We start from the raw sequence: 18,616 nt of genomic DNA, 5'->3' as shown, positions 1-18,616 counted from the left end.
CCTCACCCCACCGGGTCGAGCGTGGTGAGGCGCTGGGTCGCCCGGGACAGCGCCACGTAGAGCGTGCGCACGCCCGACCCGGGATCGGCCCGGATCTCGCTCGGCGCCACCAGCACCACGCCGTCGTACTCCATGCCCTTGGCCTGGAGGCTGGTCACCACCTGGAGCCGGCCCGCGCCGCGCGCGCCCAGCCAGCCGGCCACCTCGTCCCGGCGCGGCACCGGTGTGATCACGCCGACCGTGCCCTCCACCTGTCCGAGCAGCGCCTCGGCCGCCTCGACGGTGGCCGCCGGCAACTCGGCGGCGGGCACCACGCGCTCGACCGGCAGCACGCCGGTGGACCGGACCGCGTCGGGCAGCGGCAGATCCGGGTAGAGCCGGCGGATCTCCGCCGCCGCCACCGCGAAGATCTCCGCCGAGTTGCGGTAGTTGGTGGTCAGCTCGTAGCGGTGCCGCTTGCGCCGGCCCAGCGCCTGGTCCCGGGCCCGGTCCAGCTCCTGCGGGTCGCCGGTCCAGGCCGTCTGCGCCGGGTCGCCGACCACGGTCCAGGAGGCCAGTCGCCCGCGCCGGCCGACCATCCGCCACTGCATCGGCGAGACGTCCTGCGCCTCGTCCACCACCACGTGGGCGTAGTCGCGGTAGTCGGCCGGCCGCTCCCGGGCCGCCGCCCGGGCGGCGCGCTGCCGATCGGCGTACGTGCTCAGCTCGCGCACGCCACCGGCGAGCTGGTACGGGTCGCGCTTGGGCCGGGCCCGCTGCACCGGCTTGCCCAGCAGCGCGTCCAGCTCGTCCAGCAGCGCGATGTCCGCCACCGTCAGCCCGTCGGTCGCGAGCGTGCGGTACGCCTGCCCGAGCAGCCGGATCTCGGCCGAGGAGAGGATCCCCCCGGCGTAGCGGCGCAGCCGGTCCGGGCGGGCCAGCCAGTCCAGCACGTGCCGTGGGTGCAGCCGTGGCCACCACGCCTTGAGGAACTCGCGGAACTCCGGCCGCTCGATGATCTCGTCCTCGAACGCGGGCTGCTCCGGCAGCCGGCCCACCCGCAGCGTGCGGGCCTGCGCGTAGAGCGCGGCGAGCACCGCGTCGAACGCCGCCCGGCGTACCTCGTTGCGGCGCGCGCCCCGGGCCAGCGTCCGGTCCCGGATCGCGTCCAGCGCGGGACGCTCCAGGCGCAGCAGCTCACCCCGGTACAGCAGGCGCAGCTCGGCCGGGGAGTCCGGCACCGCGTCGCGTACCGCGCGCTCCAGCACCCGGCGCATCCGCAGCGAGCCCTTCACCGCCGCCACGTCCGGCGGGTCGGTCCGGGACGCCGACAGGCCCGGGAACAGCGAGCCGAGCGAGCGCAGCGTGGCGGTCTCCTCGCCCAGCGAGGGCAGCACCGAGGCGATGTACTCGACGAACACGCCGGACGGGCCGACCACCAGGATGCCGCCGCCGGCGTACCGGGCCCGGTCGGAATAGAGCAGGTACGCGGCCCGGTGCAACGCCACCGCCGTCTTGCCCGTCCCCGGGCCGCCGGAGACGATCGTGACGCCGTTGCCGGGGGAGCGGATCGCCTCGTCCTGCTCGCGCTGGATGGTGGCGACGATGTCCCGCATGCCCCGGCCGGTGGCCCGGGACAGCGTGGCCAGCAGCGCCCCGTCGCCGACCACCGCCATCTCCGGCGGCGCGGCCTCCGGGTCCAGCAGGTCGTCCTCGATCCGGGTGACCTTTTCCGAGGCCGACTGGATCGTGCGCCGGCGCACCACGCCGCGCGGCTCGGCGGGCGTTGCCTGGTAGAACGCGGCGGCAGCCGGGGCCCGCCAGTCCACCACCAGCGTCTCCGCGTCCACCCCCCGCACACCCAGGCGCCCGACGTGCAGCACCTGCCCGGTACGCAGGTCCAGCCGCCCGAACACCAGTCCCTCGTGCTCGGCGTCGAGCACGTGCCGGCGCTGAGCGGCGTGGAAGACCATCGCGTCCCGCTCGACCAGCGCGCCGAAGTTGCCGACCCGGGCCAGCTGGTAGCCCTCCCGCTCGGCGTCGGCCGCCGACCGGCGCAGTTCGGCCAGCCGGGCGTACACCCGGTCGAGGTGGCGCTGCTCGGAGGCGATCTCCCGGTCCAGCGTGGTCTGGTCGGTCAACGCGGGCGCTCCTGTGGTCGGACGGCACGACGGGCTGAATGAGGGTACGGGCCCTCGGCAACCGCAGCGCCGGGGCATGCCGTCCGCGTGGCGTACGTCAGTGCCGTTCGGGAGCGGGAGACGCTCAGAGGCGGGTCGTCGGGCGGCCGGTCAGCACCCGGTCCAGCACCCCGGCCACGGCGTCGTTCACCTGGTCCGGGCGCTCCATCATCAGCATGTGGCCGGCGCCCGGGCACACGGTCAGCTCCGTGGTGGGCAGCGCCGCCGCGATCGACTCGGCGCACGGCGGCGGGGTGAGCCGGTCCCGGTCCCCGACCAGCGCGGCGGCGGGCAGCCCGCCGAGCGCGGCGAGCGTCTCCAGCCGGTGCTGCGCCCCGATCGAGGCGCGGAACCCGCCGATCGAGCGCAGCGTGGCGCGGGCCACCGCCGAGGTGACCAGCCGGATGTCCGCCGGGTCGCAGCGGTCGCCGAACAGCATCCAGCGGATGCTCGGGCGCAGCGCGCGCAGCAGCGCGTGCGGTGGCCGCCAGCCGCCGCACCGGGCCAGCACCCCGGCGCCGGTGGTCTCGGCGAGCCGGATCAGCCGGGTGATGCGGGGGGAGAGGCCGTAGACGGTGTGCGTGTGCCCCTCGGCGGTGGTCGAGACGAAGACCAGCCCGGCGGTACGCGCGGCGAACCGGTCGGGGTGTCGGTGGGCGTACTCCATCACCGTCATACCGCCCATCGAGTGCCCGACCAGCACGATTGGCCCGGACGGGGCGATCTCGTCGACCACCGCGGCGAGGTCGTCGCCGAGCTGGGCCAGCGTGGCGTCACGCAGCGCCATGCAGCTCGACCGGCCGTGGCCGCGCGCGTCGTAGGTGACCAGGCGGACCCGGTCGCCGAACCGCTCCCGCATGTCGGCGACCTGGCGGTGCCAGCTGCGCCCGTCGAGCGTCCAGCCGTGCAGCATCACCAGAGTGACCTCGGCGTCGACCGGACCGGTGACTGTCACGTGCAGGCGTACGCCGTCCGGAAGCCGCAGTTCCATGTCGTCCACCCCCGAGCCGTCCGGTTTGCGCCCACCGGGTGTCCCGGCGGTGACACCGGCGTTACCCGTCATGACACCACGGCAACCGGGGCGGGGAGAAGATTCGCGTCCGGCCCCACGGCGGCCGGATCGGTGACCAGGCTGGGGGCATGCCGTCCGCCGCCCGCAGCCCGCGCGCCGCGCTGGCCGAGTTGCTCGCCGGCAACCGTCGCTTCGTCAGCGGCCAGCCGGTGCACGGGCACGACGTCACCGCTGCCGCCGCCGTGGCCTCCGGCGACCAGCAGCCGTACGCGGTGGTGCTGGGCTGTATCGACTCGCGCGTGCCGTTGGAGGCGATCTTCGACCAGACGTTCGGTTCGATCTGCGTGATCCGTACCGGGGCGCACGTGCTCGACCGGGCCGTACGCGGCTCGATCGAGTACGTGGTGGGGCAGCTCGGCGTACGCCTGGTGATGGTGCTGGGCCATGAGCGCTGCGGTGCGGTCGGCTCGGCGGTCGAGGCGCTGCGCACCGGGCGGCACCCCGGCGGCGACCTGGCGTACGTGGTCGACCGGATCGCCCCGGCGGTCACCGACGTCGGCGTGGACGAACCGGACGCGCATCCGCTGGCGATCCGCCGCCACGTCCGGCGCACCGTGGCAGCGCTGCGCTGCGACGACCGGCTGGCCGGGCCGGTGGACGCCGGTGAGCTGGCAGTGGAGGGCGCGCTCTACGACCTGGCCACGGGCGAGGTGACGCTGCTGCCGCAGGAGCAGACGCGAAACCGCCCGCCGGGGTGATCCCGGCGGGCGGTTTCGGTGGTGCGGGTGAGGGCGCTCAGCCCTCGAAGACGCCGGCCTCGACCAGGCGCTTCTCGGTGGCGTCCCAGCCGTGGTCCGGGTAGGACGCGGCCAGGCCGTTGATCTCGGCGCGGATCTTGGCGGCGTGGCCGGCGGCGGCCAGCACGCGGATCTCCTCGACGAAGGCCTCGGAGTCGGTGCGCAGGTGCGCGGTCTTGCCGTTGGTCAGGTTGCGCACGTAGGCGTGCTTGCCGCCGTTGAGCGGGATCAGGTACTTGAACTCGCCCAGCACGCTGAGGGCGCCACCCTGGCCAGCCTGGCCGGCCCGGACGGACGCGCGCGCGGTCTTAGAGGTGTTGCTCGCCACGGAGGTACTCCTTGCAGACGTACGGTGGGGACGGAAGGCCGTCCGGGGGCTGTGCGAGTGACGCCCGGGTTGAGCGCCGGCCCGCGAAGATGTACGGCGGCACAGAGAACCGCCCAGAGAACTGTACACGACCACGACACCTGGCTGGTCATCGCGGCGTCAGAGGGCACAACCGGGTCAGCCGCCCGGGTATTTCCCGCCGCCGGGCCCTGGCGAATTTTCCGATTCGCTGGCGCACCACCAGCCACACGAGTCATCATGGGTGCCAGGTACCACTTGGTAGGACGAGGTCGTAGGGGAAGACGCACCTCGGCTCACCGGGAGGTCACCGTGCCAACGCGTGGCGTCGTATACGTCCACTCGACCCCGCTCGCCGTGTGCTCGCACGTCGAGTGGGCGATCGCGCGCGTCCTCGCCGCGCCGGTCAACCTGCACTGGACGGCGCAGCCCGCCGATCCGGGCGCTCGTCGCGCCGAGTGCGGCTGGACCGGCAGCCCGGGGACCGGCGCGGAGCTGGCCGCTGCCCTCCGGCAGTGGCCCATGATCCGTTTCGAGGTCACCGAGGAACCCAGTTCCGGCGTCGACGGCGAGCGCTTCATGTACGTACCGGGCCGCGGCCTGTTCCGGGCCGCCGTCGGCGCGGCCGGCGACATCCAGCTCGGCGAGGACCGGCTGCGCAGCCTGATGGCCGCCGCGCGTGGCCCGGAGGCGCTGGCCCACGCGCTGGACAAGGCGCTCGGCACCGCCTGGGACGCCGAGCTGGAGCCCTACCGGTACGCCGGCGACGGCGCCCCGGTGACGCTGCTCACCCGGGTCGGGTGACGGCGGTCGAGTTGCCCCGATACGGTGGGCCGCGTGTCGATTTCCTCGCGGCGCTCCGCCGTCGCGCTCGCCGCACTGACCGCGCTGCTCGTCTCCGGGTGCTCGGACGGGCCGGACCGGCCCCGTCCCACCCCGTCGAGTCCGGCGCCGTCGTCGGCCGCGCCGGCGCCGAGCGACCCGCCGGCCGCTGACCCGGCCGCCCGCGCCGCCGCGCTGGTCGGCACGCTCTCCGACGAGGACCTGGTCGGGCAGGTGCTGATGCCGTACGCGTACGGCAGCTCGGCCACCGAGGTCTCGGCCGGCTCGGCGGCCGGCAACCGGGCGCTCGCCGGCGTCGACACCCCCGCCGAGATGGTGGCGAAGTACCGGCTCGGCGGCGTGATCCTGGTCGGCTTCAGCGCCGACGACCCGACCTCCGCCAACCAGGCCACCACGAACGTCGACAACCCGAAGCAGGTCCGGGCGCTCACCGACGGGCTGCGCGCCGCCGCCGGCAAGCTGCCCGCCGGCGCCGCGCCGTTCCTGATCGGCACCGACCAGGAGTACGGCGTGGTCACCCGGATCACCGACGGGGTGACCCTGCTGCCGAGCCCGCTCGCGGCCGGCGCCGCCGGGAACCCGGCGCTGACCGAGGCCGCGTGGCGGGCCGCCGGGGCCGAGCTGGCCGCGATGGGCATCAACCTCGACTTCGCCCCGGTCGCCGACGTGCTCGTCACCCGCAGCACGGTGATCGGCTCCCGGTCCTTCGGCGCCGACCCGGCGACCGCGTCCCCGCAGGTGGCCGGCGCGGTACGCGGCCTGCAGGCCGAGGGCGTCGGCGCGGCGGTCAAGCACTTCCCCGGGCACGGCCTGAGCGCCGAGGACTCGCACACCGAGCTGCCCGTGATCAAGCAGTCCCGCGCCGACCTGGACCGCCTCGCGTTCCCGCCGTTCCGGGCCGGGATCGGCGCCGGGGCCCTGGCGGTGATGTCGGCCCATCTGGACGTCAAGGCGGTCGACCCGGGCACCCCGGCGACGTTCTCCCGCAAGCTGCTCACCGACGTGCTCCGCGGCCAGCTCGGCTTCCAGGGCGTGGTGATCACCGACGGGATGAACATGGCCCCGGCGAAGAAGTGGTCGCCGGGCGAGGCCGCGGTGCGCGCGCTCAACGCCGGCAACGACCTCATCCTGATGACGCCGAACGTCAAGCAGGCGTACGACGGGCTGCGTGCCGCGCTCAAGGACGGCTCGTTGCCCCGCGCCCGCCTTGTCGAGGCGGTCACCCGGGTGCTGACCATGAAGTTCCGGCTGGCCGGGCGGGACACGCCCGCGCTGTCCACGCTCGACGGCGCCGCACACCGCAAGGCCGCCGACGACCTCGCCACCGCCGCGGTGACGGTGCTGCGTGGCAAGTGCGGCGGCGCGGTGACCGGGCCGGTCAGCGTGACCTCATCCGGCGGCCGAGAACGCACCCGCAAGCTGCTCACCGAGGCGCTCACTGCGGCCGGCGTCAAGGTGGTGCCCTCCGGCGGCACAGTGGTGCACCTGGTCGGGTACGGCGACGGGGCGAAGGACCTGCGTGCCGACGCCGCCGTGACGGTGGCGATGGACACGCCGTACGTGCTGTCCGGGGCGAAGTCCCCGACGCTGATGGCTACCTACTCGTCCACCCGGGCCTCGATGACCGGGCTGGCAGCCGTGCTCGCCGGCAAGGCCCCCCCGGCCGGCCGCTCCCCGGTGCCGGTCGCCGGCCTGCCGGCCACCACCTGCCGCACCTGATCCTCAGCGGCTTAAGTCGGATGCGGCCGGGCGGCCCCGGCTGGCAGGGTGTGCGCCCATGGGAGAGGCAGCACAGGGTTTCCGCTACGTCGAGCGCGCCGACGGGACAGTGGTCATCACGCATCACGGGCGGGTCGCGAGCACGCTTCGCGGCGGCCGGGCCGCGCAGTTCCTGGCCGAGGTCGGCGACGATCCGCAGCTGACCATGGCCCGGTGGACCGGCAACTACCGGCGTGGCAACGAGCGGACCGCCCGGCTACACCCCCGCAACGGCGGCTGAGGTGTAAGGAAGGGCCCCCTGTTAACGCCTGCGGTAGAGGAAGGGCCCCTTGTTAACAGTCGCCTGTTAACAAGGGGCCCTTCCTTACATCAGGGGCGGGTGAAGACCAGCGCCACGTTGTGCCCGCCGAAGCCGAACGCGTTGTTCAGCGCCGCCGGGATCTCCATGTGCCGCGACTTGTGCGCGGCGACGTCCAGGGTGAGGCCCTCGTCCGGGTCGTCCAGGTTGATCGTCGGCGGGATCACGCCGTCCCGGATGGCCAGGATGGTGGCGATCGACTCCAGCGCCCCGGCCGCGCCGAGCAGGTGCCCGGTCATCGACTTGGTGGCGGTGAGCACCGGGTGGTCGCCGACCGCCTTGCGCAGCGCGCCGATCTCCAGCATGTCCCCGACCGGGGTCGAGGTGGCGTGCGCGTTGACGTGCACGATGTCGGTACGGGCCACGTCCGCGTCGGCGACCGCCCGGGCGATGGCCCGGATCGCGCCCTCGCCCTCCGCGTGCGGCTGCACGATGTCGTACGCGTCCGAGGTGATCCCCGCGCCGGCCAGGCGCGCGTACACCCGGGCGCCCCGGGCGGCGGCGTGCTCGGCCCGTTCCAGGATCACCACGCCCGCGCCCTCACCGAGAACGAAGCCGTCGCGGCCCGAGTCCCACGGCCGGGAGGCCCGCTCCGGCTCGTCGTTGCGGGTCGACATGGCCCGCATCGAGCTGAAGCCGGCGATCGGCAGCGGGTGGATGACCGCCTCGGTGCCGCCGGCCACCACCACGTCGGCCCGGCCGGCGCGGATGATGTCCAGGCCCAGCGCGATCGCCTCCGCGCCGGTCGCGCAGGCGCTGGCGACCGTGTGTACGCCGGCCTTGGCGCCCAGCTCCAGCCCGACCCAGGCGGCCGGACCGTTCGGCATCAGCATCGGGATGGTGTGCGGGGAGACCCGCCGCGGGCCGGACGCCTCCAGGATGTCGTCCTGGGCGAGAAGGGTGGTGGCGCCGCCGATGCCCGAGCCGACGCTGACCGCCAGGCGCTCCGGGTCCGGCCCGGTCTCGGCCAGCCCGGCGTCGGCCCACGCCTGCCGGGCGGCGATGATGGCGATCGCCTCGGAGCGGTCCAGCCGGCGCAGCTTCACCCGGTCCAGCACCTCGGACGGGTCGACCGCCAGCTGGGCGGCGATCCGGACGGGCAGGTCCGCCGCCCACTCCTGGGTGAGCGCACTCACCCCGGAGCGGCCGGCGAGCATGGCGTCCCAGGTCGACGCGACGTCCCCGCCGAGCGGGGTCGTCGCGCCGAGCCCGGTGACGACGACGTCGGGACGACTCATGATCAGGACTGCGCCTCGATGTAGCTGACCGCGTCGCCGACCGTCTTGAGGTTCTGCACCTCGTTGTCCGGGATCTTGACGCCGAACTTCTCCTCGGCCGCCACCACGACCTCCACCATGGAGAGCGAGTCGACGTCGAGGTCGTCGGTGAAGGACTTCCCCTCGGCCACGTCGTCCGGGTTCACGCCGGCAACCTCTTCGAGAATCTCGGCGAGGCCGGCGGTGATCTCGTCACGGGTCATTGCGGTTGGTTCCTCTCATCGGGGGTTACCGGTGACCGGCGTCGCCGGCCACACGCCTCGGCGCGTTCGCGCCCGAGGGGGTCTCAGGGGCAGCGCACGACCTGACCGGCGTAGGTCAGGCCGCCGCCGAAGCCGAACAGCAGCACCGGGGCGCCCGAGGGCACCTCACGCCGCTCGACCAGCTTCGACAGGGCCAGCGGGATGCTCGCCGCCGACGTGTTGCCGGACTCGACGATGTCCTTGGCGATGATCGCGTCCGGGATGTTCAGCCGCTTGGCGATGCCGTCGATGATCCGGCCGTTGGCCTGGTGCGGCACGAACGCGGCCAGCTCCGACGGGTCCACCCCGGCCCGCTCGCAGGCCTGCAGCGCGAGCGGGGCGATCGCCGTGGTGGCCCAGCGGAACACCGACTGCCCCTCCTGCGCGATGTAGGGCTGCCAGCCCTCGATGCGTACCGCGTCGCTCTTCTCCGGGGCGGAACCCCAGACCACCGGCCCGATCCCGGCCGGCTCGTCGTCGGCGGTCGCGGTGACCACCGCGGCGCCCGCGCCGTCGGCGAAGATGATGCAGGTCGAGCGGTCGGTCCAGTCGGTGAAGTCGGAGAGCTTCTCCGCGCCGACGACGATCGCGTTGCGCGACGCGCCGGCCCGGATCGCGTGGTCCACGGTGCCCAGCCCGTACGCGAAGCCGGAGCAGGCGGTGTTGAGGTCGAACGCCCCCGGCGCGTTGATGCCGAGCTTCGCCGCGACCCGGCAGGCCACGTTCGGGCTGCGGTCCACCGACGAGCAGGTGGCCACCACCACCAGGTCGATGTCAGCGGCGGTCAGGCCGGAGTTGGCGAGCGCCTTGCCGGCGGCGGCGGCGGCCATGTCGGCCACCGTCTCGTCGCCCGCGATCCGCCGCGTGACGATGCCGACCCGGTCCCGGATCCACTCGTCGCTGGTGTCGACCATCTGCGCGATCTCGTCGTTCGTGACGACGCGGGAGGGCTGATAGTGCCCCATCGCGACGATCCGGCTGCCGGCCATTTAGTGCGTTCCTCCGATGCGGACGAGGGGCTGGCCCGGGGCGACCGGGTCGGCGTGGTGCGCGAGCCACTCGGTGAGCAGCCCGTTGTCGTGCGCGGTCACCTCGACCGGCCCTCGCCCTCCGGCGACGTGGCCGAGGACCTGGCCGGCGCGTACCTCGACGCCCACCGTCGCCTCGGCCGCCCGGGTGAGGCGACCGGCGGCGGGGGAGACCACCACGCGGAACCACGGCGCGGACGGCCGGGCGGCGGGACCGGCGTGGCGGGCGATCAGCCGCCGCGCGGCGGGCAGGTCGGCGGGGGTGTTCAGGGTGACGATCTCCGGCGCGCCCTCGCCCTTGAGTTCCCGCTTGACCAGCCCGGCCAGGGTGCCGGCCGGCGGCAGCTCGATCACGCCGGTGACCCCGAGGTCGGCGAGCGTGCGCATGCACAGGTCCCAGCGGACCGGGGCGGTGACCTGCCGGACCAGCCGTTGCACCGTCTCCGGGCCGTGCCCGACCGGCGCGCCGTCGAGGTTGGACAGCAGGATCCGGGCCGGGGCGGAGGCGGTGACACCGGCGGCGACGCCGGCCAGCGCGGCCTCGGCCGGCGCCATGTACGGCGTGTGGAACGCGCCGGCCACCTGGAGCCGGATGACCCGGGTGCGGGCCGGCGGTTCGGCGGCGAGCTTGTCCAGCCCGTCGACAGCGCCGGCGGCCACGACCTGACCGGCGCCGTTGCGGTTGGCCGGGTGCAGCCCGTGGGCCCGCAGCGCGGCGAGCACCTCGTCCGGGTCACCGCCGAGCACGGCGGCCATCCCGGTCGGCTCCAACGCGCAGGCCGCGGCCATCTCGCGTCCGCGTACGCCGGCGAGCGTCACGGCGGCCTCGGCGGGCAGCACCCCGGCCAGGGCGGCGGCGCCCAGCTCACCGACGCTGTGCCCGGCGACCAGCGCGACGTCGTGCATCGGCAGGTGCTCGGCGGCGAGCAGCGCGGCGGCGACGAGCAGCGGCTGGGTGCGGGCGGTGTCCTTGATCTCGTCCGCGTCGGCCCCGGTGCCCAGGTGGATCAGGTCCACCCCGGCCAGGGCCGACCACCAGCGCAGACGCGCTTCGGCGCCGGGGAGGTCGAGCCACGGCGCGAGGAAGCCGGGCTTCTGTGAACCCTGTCCGGGAGAGAGTACGGCGAGCACGTGTACGACTCTGACGGATACCGGCGTGCCGCGCTGTAACGTACGGCACCAAACCGCACTAGAACCTTTAGAGGAAACCTACAAAGATCGTCGGCGATCATCGCCGGTCGGAGACCGTCGGCACCACCGGGTCGAGGCGTCCCACTGTCAGCGCGACCTGCAACGCGAACGCGTCTCGCGGGGCCAGCGGCGAGAAGCCGGTCACCTCGGCGATCCGCTTCAGGCGGTAGCGCACGGTGTTCGGGTGCACGAACAGCGCCCGGGCGGCGCTCTCCAGCGTGCCACCGGCGGCGAAGAACGCGTCGAGCGTCTCCAGCAGCTCACCGCCGGACCGGGCGAGTGCCGCGTACACGTCGTGGCGCAACCGGCGGCGGGCCTCCGTGTCGCCGGCCAGCGCCCGCTCCGGGAGCAGTTCGTCCGCGGAGACCGGGCACGGCGCGGTCGGCCAGGCCGGCGCGGCCCGGAACCCGGCCAGCGCGGCCCGCGCCGACTCGGTGGCCTCGTCCAGGCTGGGCACCGCCGGGCCGACCACCACCGGTCCCTCACCGAAGGCGGTACGCAGCTTCTCCGTGGCCGCCACCGGGTCGGCCGCCCCGCCCAGCACGATCACCAGGCGGTCGCCGTGCACGCCGCCGATGACCTCGACGCCGATCCGCCGGGCCTGCCGGTAGACGGTGTGCAGCACGGCGGCCACCTCGCCGCCCGGCGAGCGGCCCACCGCCACCGCGACCGGCGGCGCGTCCGTCCAGCCCAGCGCGGCGGCCCGGCTGGCCAGCACGTCCGGGGAGTCGCCGCGCAGCAGGGCGTCGACGAGCAGCGCCTGCAACCGGGCGTCCCAGGAGCCGCGGCTCTCGGCGGCCCGGGCGTAGACCCGCGCGGCGGCGAACGCGATCTCCCGGGAGAAGCGCAGCACCGCCTCCCGCAGCGACTGCTCCTCGCCCGGCACGGCCAGCTCCGACACCTGCTCCTCGACCACGTCGATGGTCACCTTGATCAGCGCCACGGTCTGCTGGAGGCTGATCGAGCGGGCCAGCGCCTGCGGCGCGGCGGCGAAGACCTCGTCCGACACCTCCTGGGTGCGGTCGGTCGCGCCGCCGCCCTGGCGCAGCCACTGCACCAGCGACCGCACGCCGGCCTGGGCCACGAGCATGACCCAGGAGCGCTGGTCGGCGGGCAGGCCGCGGAACCAGGGCAGCGTCTCGTCCATCCGGGCCACGCTGGCGGTGGCCAGGCTGCCCGCCGCCCGTTCGATGCGGCGCAGCGTCGCCGACGTCTCCGTGCCGCCCGGTTCGCTCACCGCACCAGCCTGACACGCGCTGAGCAGCGGTTCCACCCCGAGGTGGCGGCGTCGCCGTGGCGTGACGATCTCCACCGGTACGCGCTGGCGATCTTGTCCGGGCGGGCCAGTACGGTGTCAGGGCGCGCCCGGGCCGTTCCGGCGGGCGCGCGAGGGCGACGGTGAGGAGGCCGGGATGGCGCAGGGGGAGGCCGAGCACGGTTGCGCCCAGGGCGAAGCGTGCCGGCGTGGCCACGACCAGCCGGTCACGGCCACGCACCCACGTCGGCCGTGCCTGCACCACCAGGGCGAGCAGGCCGCCGGCCGGGCCGCGGAGCGCGCCGAGGACGAGCCGGCGGTGCCCCGTCAGCGGGCCGCCGAGCCGGCGCATCTCGCGGACGAGCCGTCGCCGGAGCAGGGCTGTCGCAGCGACCTGGCGGGCTGGGCGGGCGCCCACCGCCACGGCGCGGTACGCCCGCTCAATCGCCGGTCGCGCCGGGAGCGGCCGCCGAGCCGCTGGTGCTGAGGCGGAGCTGCCGGGTCTGACGCGGAGCCGCCCGCGCTGACGCCGCCCGCGCGGACGCCGGGCCTGGCGTCGCAGCCGGGTTCAGCGGGTGCGGCGGCGCACCAGCAGCGCGATGCCGGCGAGTCCGGCGGTGATGACCAGCACGACGCCCACGTTGAGCAGCAGCAGCCGCTGGAGTTCGCCGAGGGCGGTGTCGAGATCGCCCACCGGGTCGAGCGCCTCCTCTGGGAGCACCCGGTCGCCGCCGCCGATGCCACCGGCGAGCGTGTCGAACTGCGCCGGCATCGGCACCCCTACCGACCGCAGCGTCTCCGGCATGTTGAGCCGCCCGAAGAACCAGCCCGCGCGAGGGTTGCTCCTGTCCGGCTGCTTGGCCGGCCGGTAGACGCGCGGGCCGCCCTTGGCCAGGGGGAAGAGGTCGTAGGTGCGCTGCGGACCGGCGGCGACGTGCACCACCACCGTGTACTTCGGACCGAGGTCCGCGGCGGCCGGGCCGCGCAGCTGGCCGGTCGTGCCCAGCCACTTGATCTGGTCGATCACCAGGTGGACCTCGGCCGACCGGCTGTCGGTGCGCAGCCGCAGCGGCTCGTCGAGCTTGTCGCCGGTGATGTCGACGCCGGTCGGCGCGGGCTTCGGTTTCGGGGCGGCCTGGGCCGCCGTCGTGCCGGTCAGGGCCAGTGTGCACGCGAGGGCCGCCATCGTCCCGGTCACGGCGATCAGCAGCCGTCTCACCTTCCGGATCATCGCCGCCTCCTCGCCCCGTTCGATGGCTGGCTTCCGCTGCAGTCACACTGGACCGGTGTCCACCACAAAGACTCCGCAGAACGGCGCTTGGTTGCAGCAGGTGGAAGAGTATTTGGAACTATTTGCGAGCTGAGACCGACCAATGAGCGGCCGATGATCATCGGCCGGATCTTACCCGGACGGAGGGAACCATGGGGGGCAGGGTCGCTCGTGTGGCGCGTACCTGGCTGGTCGTGCTCGGGGTGGCGGCGGCGGTGTCGGTGCTACCGGCCGCGCCGGCCGCCGCGCACAACTCACTGACCGGCAGCGACCCGCGCGACGGGGCCCGGCTGGCCGCCGCGCCGGAGCGGATCGAGCTGCGGTTCCTGGCCACGCCGAAGGAGGCCACGACCGAGGTCACCGTCACCGGACCGGACAATGTGGCCGCGACCGGCGGCGCGCCGACCTTCTCCGGCAAGCGGGTGATAGTGCCGTTCCGGCCGGGCGCGGCCGGGCTCTACATCGTCACCTACCGGCTGGCGTCCGACGACGGCCATCCGATCAAAGGGGAGGTCCGGTTCACCCTGACCACCGGCACCCCGGCGGAGGCGCCGTCGGCGAGCGCGCCGCCGACCAGCGCCGCGCCGACCGCCGCTCCCACCACCGCCGCGCCGACCCGGGCGAGCCCGACGCCGGCCGCCGCCGAGGCGAACGACGACGGGGGTACGGGCTGGCTGTGGGCGGCCGGCGCGGTGGTGGTGCTGGCCGCGCTGGGCGGCGGGCTGCTGCTGCGCCGCCGGGCCGCCCGCCGCTGACGCCGGCCGGTCAGCGGGAGCCGGCTCGCGGGGAACACTCTGCGTGACGCGGCTGGCACAACGATCGCCGAGAGCCGATATGCCTCTGAGTCATAATCATGACTCAGAGGCATATCGCTCAACAGGGGTACGGTTCCCGGCCACGACACGCCCGGGCCGGCGGCGACCGGCGCCGGACCTGCCGCTCAGACCAGGCGTACGCGGGCGGCACGCAGCCGGGTCAGCGTACGGTCGCGGCCCAGCACCTCCAGCGACTCGAACAGCGGCAGCCCGACGGTGCGGCCGGTGACAGCGACCCGTACCGGCGCCTGTGCCTTGCCCAGCTTCAGCCCGCGCTCCGCACCGACGGCCTCCAGTGTGGCCTTGAGCGACTCGGCGTCCCAGGACTCCAGCGCCTCGAACGCGACGATCGCCGCGTCCAGCAGGTCGGCCGCGCCCTCCTTCATCGCCTTCGCCCACGCCGCCTCGTCGATCAGCGGGTCGGCCAGGAAGAGGAAGTCGACGTTCGGCACGATCTCGCTGAGCACCGCGATCCGGGTCTGCGCCAGCGGGGCCACCGCCGCGAACGCGGCCGGGTCGAACTCCTCCGGCTGCCACGGCGGCGGGGCGATGGTCCCGGTGCCGGTGAGCCACGGCTGGCAGGCGGCGACGAAGTCCTCCACCGGCAGCGCCCGGATGTAGTCGCCGTTGAAGGCGCGCAGCTTCTTCTCGTCGAAGAACGCCGGGGACGGGTTGACCTCGTCCAGCCGGAACTCCTGCTCGATCACCGACCAGGGCACGATCTCCCGGTCGCCCGACGGCGCCCAGCCCAGCAGCATCAGGTAGTTGCGCATCGCGTCGGCGAGGTAGCCCTCGTCCCGGTACGCCTCCAGCGCGACCTTGTCCCGCCGCTTGGACAGCTTCTGCCGCTTCTCGTTCACCACCACCGGCACGTGCGCCCAGATCGGCGGCTTGACCCCGAGCGCGTCCCAGAGAAGCTGCTGCTTCGGGGTGTTCGGCAGGTGCTCCTCGGCCCGGATCACGTGGGTGATCCCCATCGACATGTCGTCCACGACATTCGCCAGCAGGAACACCGGGGAGCCGTCGCCGCGGGCGATGACGAAGTCCTCGATCAGCTTGTTCTCGAACGTCGGTTCGCCGCGCACCAGGTCGACCACCACCGTCTCGCCCTCGTCGGGCGTACGGAAGCGCAGTGCCCGGCCCTCGCCCGGCCCCAGGCCGCGGTCGCGGCAGAAGCCGTCGTAGCCGCGCTGCTGCGGGCCGGTACGCGCCTGCACGTCCTCGCGGGTGCAGTCGCAGTAGTAGGCCCGGCCGCCCTCGTACAGCCGCTGCGCGGCGGCCCGGTGCTCACCGGCGTACGAGGACTGGAAGTACGGGCCCTCGTAGCTGCCCCGGTCGATGCCGATCCACTCGAGCGCGGACAGGATGCCCTCGGTCCACTCGGGCTTGTTGCGGGCCGCGTCGGTGTCCTCGATGCGCAGCACGAACACCCCGCCCTGCTGCTTGGCGAAGATCCAGTTCTGCAGCGCCGAGCGGGCGCCGCCGACGTGGAACATACCGGTCGGGGAGGGGGCGAAGCGTACACGTACCGTCACGTCCCCCAGCCTACGGCGGCCCGCGACGGGTTTCCGGCAGGGGGGCCGGGTCAGGGCACCGACTTGATCTTCACTACCAGGGCGCTGCCCAGCACGGTGACCACCGCGGTGACCGCGTACAGGGTGGGGTAGCCGCCGAGGTGCACCACGATCGGCGCGGACAGCGCCGGGCCGAGCACCTGCGGCGCCGAGTTGGCGATGTTGATCACGCCGAGGTCCTTGGCCCGGTCCGTGGCGGCGGGCAGCACCTGCGTGATCAGCGCGGCGTCCACCGCCAGGTAGACGCCGTAGCCCGCGCCGAGCAGCAGCGCCGCCACCATCGCCATCGGCCAGGTCGGCGCCACCGCGAGCAGCAGCGCCGCCACCGCCATGATCAGCCCGGAGGCGATCACGAAGACCTTGCGCCGGCCGGAGCGGTCGGACATGCGCCCGGCGACCACCGCGGTCAGCATCATTCCGACCGTGTAGAGCAGGATCAGGATCAGCAGCGAGCCCTCGGGGTCGGCCACCCGTACCCCGTCGGTGAGGAAGTAGAGCAGGTAGAGCGTGCCCAGCGCGTTGCCGGTCTGCACCAGGAACCGGGTGAACCACGCCCAGGCGAAGTCGGGGTGGCGGCGCGGGCTGATCCACATCGAGGAGAACAGCGAGCGCAGCCGCAGCGGCGAGCGGTGCTCCCGGGGCAGGTGGTCGTCCTGGGTCAGCAGCGCGAACGGCAGCGACAGCAGCAGCATGGCGAGCGCGATCGCGGCGTACCCGGCGGCGTTGCCGGTCACCACAGCCGTCACCAGCACCGCGCCCAGTACCAGGCCCAGCGCCTGCGGGATGCCCACCCAGCCGGACACGCCGCCACGCTGCGCCACCGGCACCCGGTCCGGGATCGCGGCGGTGAGGCTGGCCAGCATCGCGTTGAAGCAGACCTGCGCGGCCACCCAGGCCACCGCCACCCCGGCGATGGTGTTCTGCCGGGCCAGCAGCACCAGGGCGACCGCGCCGATCACCGCGCCGAACGCGGTCCAGACGTGCCGCCGGCCGAAGTGGCGGTTGGCCAGCCGCAGCGAGGTGCGGTCGGACAACGCCCCGGCGAGCGGGTTCGCCAGCACCGCGGCGAGCGCGCCGAGACCGGTCACCACCGCCAGCATCGCCTCCTTGTCGGCCGGCGCGATGCGTTCCACCTGCTGCGGCAGCAGCACCTGGATCGGGGTGAAGAACGCCATCCAGACGCCCAGGTTGGCCGCGAAGATCAGCGCGATCCAGCTCCGCCGTACCGGCACTGTCGGTTCGGCGAGCGCCGCCGGCAGCGACGCCGGCGTCGGGTTCACAGTGGTCATCGCCGCACCAGGTCCCGGAACCAGGTGTACGACGACTTCGGCATCCGCCGCTGCGTGTCGAAGTCGACGTGCACCAGGCCGAACCGCTTGGTGAAGCCCTCGGCCCACTCCCAGTTGTCCAGCAGCGACCAGACGAAGTACCCGGTCACCGGCACACCGGCGGCCATCGCCTCGCGCACCGCGCGGACGTGCCCGTCCAGGTATGCGATCCGCTCCGGGTCGTGCACCCGGCCGTCGGCGTCCGGCGCGTCGTCGTACGCGCAGCCGCTCTCGGTTACCTGGATCGGCGGCAGCGCGTCGCCGTAGCGCTGGTGCAGTTGGAGCAGCAGGTCCCGCAGGCCGTCCGGGGCCACCGGCCAGTCGAACGCGGTACGCGGGTAGCCGTCCAGCGGCACGATGTCGAACGGCAGCGGCGAGTCCGCCTCGGGTGCCCGGATGCCGGTCGGGTTGTAGTAGTTGACCCCGAGGACGTCGATCGGGGCGGCCAGCACGTCCAGGTCCCCATCGCGGATCACCGCCGGGTCCACACCCGGCGCCTCCGGGTAGCCGCGTCCGAGCAGCGGATCGGTGAACAGGAGGTTGTGCAGCGCGTCGTACGCCATCGCGGCGGCCCGGTCCGCGTCGGTGTCGCCGGCGACCCGCACCGGGGAGTAGTTGTTGGCGATCGCCACCGGGGACGTGGTGCGGGCGCGCAGCGCGGAGACCGCGAGACCGTGCCCGAGGAGTTGGTGGTGGGCCACCGGGAAGGCGTCGAACAGCAGCATCCGGCCGGGGGCGTGCACGCCCATGCCGTAGCCCATGCTCATGTGGATGAACGGCTCGTTGAGCGTGATCCAGAGCCTCACCCGGTCGCCGAGGCGGGCCGCGGCCAGGTCGGCGTACTCGGCGAAGCGGGCCGCGGTGTCCCGGTTCAGCCAGCCGCCGGCGTCCTCCAGCGGCTGCGGCAGGTCCCAGTGGAACAGTGTGGCGACCGGGTCCACGCCGGCGGCGAGCAGGCCGTCCACCAGCCGGTCGTAGAAGTCCAGCCCGGCGGCGTTGGCCGGGCCGGTGCCGGCCGGCTGGATCCGGGGCCAGGCGATCGAGAACCGGTACGCGGACACGCCCAGCCCGGCCAGCAGCGCGGTGTCCTCGGCGTACCGGTGGAAGTGGTCGCACGCCTGGTCGCCGGTGCTGGCGTCGGTGACCCGGCCCGGCTCGTGGGCGAAGGTGTCCCAGATGGACGGACCGCGACCGTCGGCAGTGGTCGCGCCCTCGATCTGGTACGCGGAGGTGGAGACCCCCCAGCGGAAGCCGGCGGGGAACTCGGGCATCGGCGCGGTCGTCAAGTCACCCTCCAAGACATGAAGCGTGCTCGCGACTCTAGGGCTCGGCGGACCGCCGCGCCATAGGCCGTGATGACTGCTTGATGCAAGGGAGTTCGGCGTGTCTTTTCCGAACCCGT

Annotated in this window: 18 protein-coding genes; 6 read left to right on the top strand and 12 right to left on the bottom strand. The window is 74.0% G+C overall.

The annotated features are described in order from the left end of the window. Positions 1 to 2: 2 nt before the first annotated feature. Positions 3 to 2,120, bottom strand: a complete 2,118-nt coding sequence (locus FHU28_RS26865) for a HelD family protein (RefSeq protein WP_184687260.1) — start codon at positions 2,118 to 2,120, stop codon at positions 3 to 5. 124 nt (positions 2,121 to 2,244) lie between these two features. Continuing rightward, positions 2,245 to 3,150 carry an alpha/beta fold hydrolase gene (locus tag FHU28_RS26860; RefSeq protein WP_184689955.1) on the bottom strand — a complete coding sequence of 302 codons (906 nt, stop codon included), beginning with the start codon at positions 3,148 to 3,150 and terminating at the stop codon, positions 2,245 to 2,247. Positions 3,151 to 3,299: 149 nt separating this feature from the next. Between FHU28_RS26860 and FHU28_RS26855 the strand changes: the two genes are divergently transcribed. Next, complete coding sequence (locus FHU28_RS26855) at positions 3,300 to 3,929, top strand: carbonic anhydrase (RefSeq protein WP_184687257.1); 630 nt, start codon at positions 3,300 to 3,302, stop codon at positions 3,927 to 3,929. Positions 3,930 to 3,966: 37 nt separating this feature from the next. Here FHU28_RS26855 and FHU28_RS26850 read toward each other — a convergent pair whose 3' ends face one another. Beyond that, positions 3,967 to 4,296 (bottom strand): hypothetical protein, encoded by a 330-nt coding sequence (locus FHU28_RS26850; RefSeq protein ID WP_026268296.1) that lies wholly within the window; start codon positions 4,294 to 4,296, stop codon positions 3,967 to 3,969. Between the two features lie 330 nt (positions 4,297 to 4,626). Between FHU28_RS26850 and FHU28_RS26845 the strand changes: the two genes are divergently transcribed. The 3 genes from FHU28_RS26845 to FHU28_RS26835 are packed head-to-tail and all read left to right on the top strand — an operon-like array spanning position 4,627 to position 7,156. Then, a complete protein-coding gene (locus FHU28_RS26845) occupies positions 4,627 to 5,118 on the top strand; it encodes a DUF3145 domain-containing protein (protein ID WP_184687255.1) in 492 nt (163 codons plus the stop codon). 33 nt (positions 5,119 to 5,151) lie between these two features. Then, complete coding sequence (locus FHU28_RS26840; RefSeq protein ID WP_184687253.1) at positions 5,152 to 6,876, top strand: glycoside hydrolase family 3 protein; 1,725 nt, start codon at positions 5,152 to 5,154, stop codon at positions 6,874 to 6,876. 58 nt (positions 6,877 to 6,934) lie between these two features. Then, positions 6,935 to 7,156, top strand: a complete 222-nt coding sequence (locus tag FHU28_RS26835; protein WP_184687251.1) for a hypothetical protein — start codon at positions 6,935 to 6,937, stop codon at positions 7,154 to 7,156. Between the two features lie 89 nt (positions 7,157 to 7,245). Here FHU28_RS26835 and fabF read toward each other — a convergent pair whose 3' ends face one another. The 5 genes from fabF to FHU28_RS26810 form a co-directional block, all read right to left on the bottom strand. Further along, the gene (gene fabF / locus FHU28_RS26830; protein ID WP_184687248.1) at positions 7,246 to 8,472 is read right to left on the bottom strand and encodes a beta-ketoacyl-ACP synthase II; all 1,227 of its coding nucleotides are present in this window, start codon (positions 8,470 to 8,472) and stop codon (positions 7,246 to 7,248) included. A 2-nt stretch (positions 8,473 to 8,474) separates the two neighbouring features. Continuing rightward, positions 8,475 to 8,714 (bottom strand): acyl carrier protein, encoded by a 240-nt coding sequence (locus FHU28_RS26825; RefSeq protein ID WP_007072348.1) that lies wholly within the window; start codon positions 8,712 to 8,714, stop codon positions 8,475 to 8,477. Positions 8,715 to 8,797: 83 nt separating this feature from the next. Further along, positions 8,798 to 9,742 (bottom strand): beta-ketoacyl-ACP synthase III, encoded by a 945-nt coding sequence (locus tag FHU28_RS26820; RefSeq protein ID WP_184687246.1) that lies wholly within the window; start codon positions 9,740 to 9,742, stop codon positions 8,798 to 8,800. Further along, positions 9,743 to 10,912: an acyltransferase domain-containing protein gene (locus FHU28_RS26815; protein WP_184687243.1), complete on the bottom strand. Its 1,170-nt coding sequence runs from the start codon at positions 10,910 to 10,912 to the stop codon at positions 9,743 to 9,745. A gap of 97 nt (positions 10,913 to 11,009) precedes the next feature. After that, positions 11,010 to 12,284, bottom strand: coding sequence for a PucR family transcriptional regulator (locus tag FHU28_RS26810; protein ID WP_311773661.1), 1,275 nt, complete (start codon positions 12,282 to 12,284; stop codon positions 11,010 to 11,012). Positions 12,285 to 12,384: 100 nt separating this feature from the next. On the opposite strand from FHU28_RS26810, the gene FHU28_RS26805 reads away from it, so the two are divergent. Beyond that, positions 12,385 to 12,714, top strand: coding sequence for a hypothetical protein (locus FHU28_RS26805; RefSeq protein ID WP_184687238.1), 330 nt, complete (start codon positions 12,385 to 12,387; stop codon positions 12,712 to 12,714). 81 nt (positions 12,715 to 12,795) lie between these two features. Here FHU28_RS26805 and FHU28_RS26800 read toward each other — a convergent pair whose 3' ends face one another. Then, positions 12,796 to 13,458 (bottom strand): hypothetical protein, encoded by a 663-nt coding sequence (locus FHU28_RS26800; RefSeq protein WP_184687235.1) that lies wholly within the window; start codon positions 13,456 to 13,458, stop codon positions 12,796 to 12,798. Positions 13,459 to 13,649: 191 nt separating this feature from the next. Between FHU28_RS26800 and FHU28_RS26795 the strand changes: the two genes are divergently transcribed. Next, complete coding sequence (locus FHU28_RS26795; RefSeq protein WP_184687232.1) at positions 13,650 to 14,252, top strand: copper resistance CopC family protein; 603 nt, start codon at positions 13,650 to 13,652, stop codon at positions 14,250 to 14,252. Positions 14,253 to 14,437: 185 nt separating this feature from the next. Here the strand turns inward: FHU28_RS26795 and gltX are convergent, their stop codons facing one another. From gltX to FHU28_RS26780, 3 genes are read right to left on the bottom strand one after another with little or no spacing between them, the layout of a single operon-like run. After that, positions 14,438 to 15,847 (bottom strand): glutamate--tRNA ligase, encoded by a 1,410-nt coding sequence (gene gltX, locus FHU28_RS26790; protein ID WP_073831290.1) that lies wholly within the window; start codon positions 15,845 to 15,847, stop codon positions 14,438 to 14,440. 50 nt (positions 15,848 to 15,897) lie between these two features. Beyond that, the gene (locus FHU28_RS26785) at positions 15,898 to 17,175 is read right to left on the bottom strand and encodes an MFS transporter (protein ID WP_184687230.1); all 1,278 of its coding nucleotides are present in this window, start codon (positions 17,173 to 17,175) and stop codon (positions 15,898 to 15,900) included. Beyond that, complete coding sequence (locus FHU28_RS26780; RefSeq protein ID WP_184689953.1) at positions 17,172 to 18,485, bottom strand: GH1 family beta-glucosidase; 1,314 nt, start codon at positions 18,483 to 18,485, stop codon at positions 17,172 to 17,174. Before FHU28_RS26780 ends, FHU28_RS26785 begins: the two co-directional genes overlap by 4 nt. Positions 18,486 to 18,616: the final 131 nt, after the last annotated feature.

Source organism: Micromonospora echinospora (genome assembly GCF_014203425.1).
Classification (GTDB): domain Bacteria; phylum Actinomycetota; class Actinomycetes; order Mycobacteriales; family Micromonosporaceae; genus Micromonospora; species Micromonospora echinospora_A.
This window is presented reverse-complemented; position numbering and strand designations above follow the sequence as displayed.

Coding starts and splice junctions, on each gene's coding strand:
- FHU28_RS26835 (WP_184687251.1), top strand. CDS start 6,935: ATGGGAGAGGCAGCACAGGGTTTCCGCTACGTCGAGCGCGCCGACGGG.
- FHU28_RS26795 (WP_184687232.1), top strand. CDS start 13,650: ATGGGGGGCAGGGTCGCTCGTGTGGCGCGTACCTGGCTGGTCGTGCTC.
- FHU28_RS26785 (WP_184687230.1), bottom strand. CDS start 17,175: ATGACCACTGTGAACCCGACGCCGGCGTCGCTGCCGGCGGCGCTCGCC.
- FHU28_RS26860 (WP_184689955.1), bottom strand. CDS start 3,150: ATGGAACTGCGGCTTCCGGACGGCGTACGCCTGCACGTGACAGTCACC.
- FHU28_RS26800 (WP_184687235.1), bottom strand. CDS start 13,458: ATGATCCGGAAGGTGAGACGGCTGCTGATCGCCGTGACCGGGACGATG.
- fabF (WP_184687248.1), bottom strand. CDS start 8,472: ATGAGTCGTCCCGACGTCGTCGTCACCGGGCTCGGCGCGACGACCCCG.
- FHU28_RS26805 (WP_184687238.1), top strand. CDS start 12,385: ATGGCGCAGGGGGAGGCCGAGCACGGTTGCGCCCAGGGCGAAGCGTGC.
- FHU28_RS26820 (WP_184687246.1), bottom strand. CDS start 9,742: ATGGCCGGCAGCCGGATCGTCGCGATGGGGCACTATCAGCCCTCCCGC.
- FHU28_RS26855 (WP_184687257.1), top strand. CDS start 3,300: ATGCCGTCCGCCGCCCGCAGCCCGCGCGCCGCGCTGGCCGAGTTGCTC.
- FHU28_RS26825 (WP_007072348.1), bottom strand. CDS start 8,714: ATGACCCGTGACGAGATCACCGCCGGCCTCGCCGAGATTCTCGAAGAG.
- FHU28_RS26780 (WP_184689953.1), bottom strand. CDS start 18,485: ATGCCCGAGTTCCCCGCCGGCTTCCGCTGGGGGGTCTCCACCTCCGCG.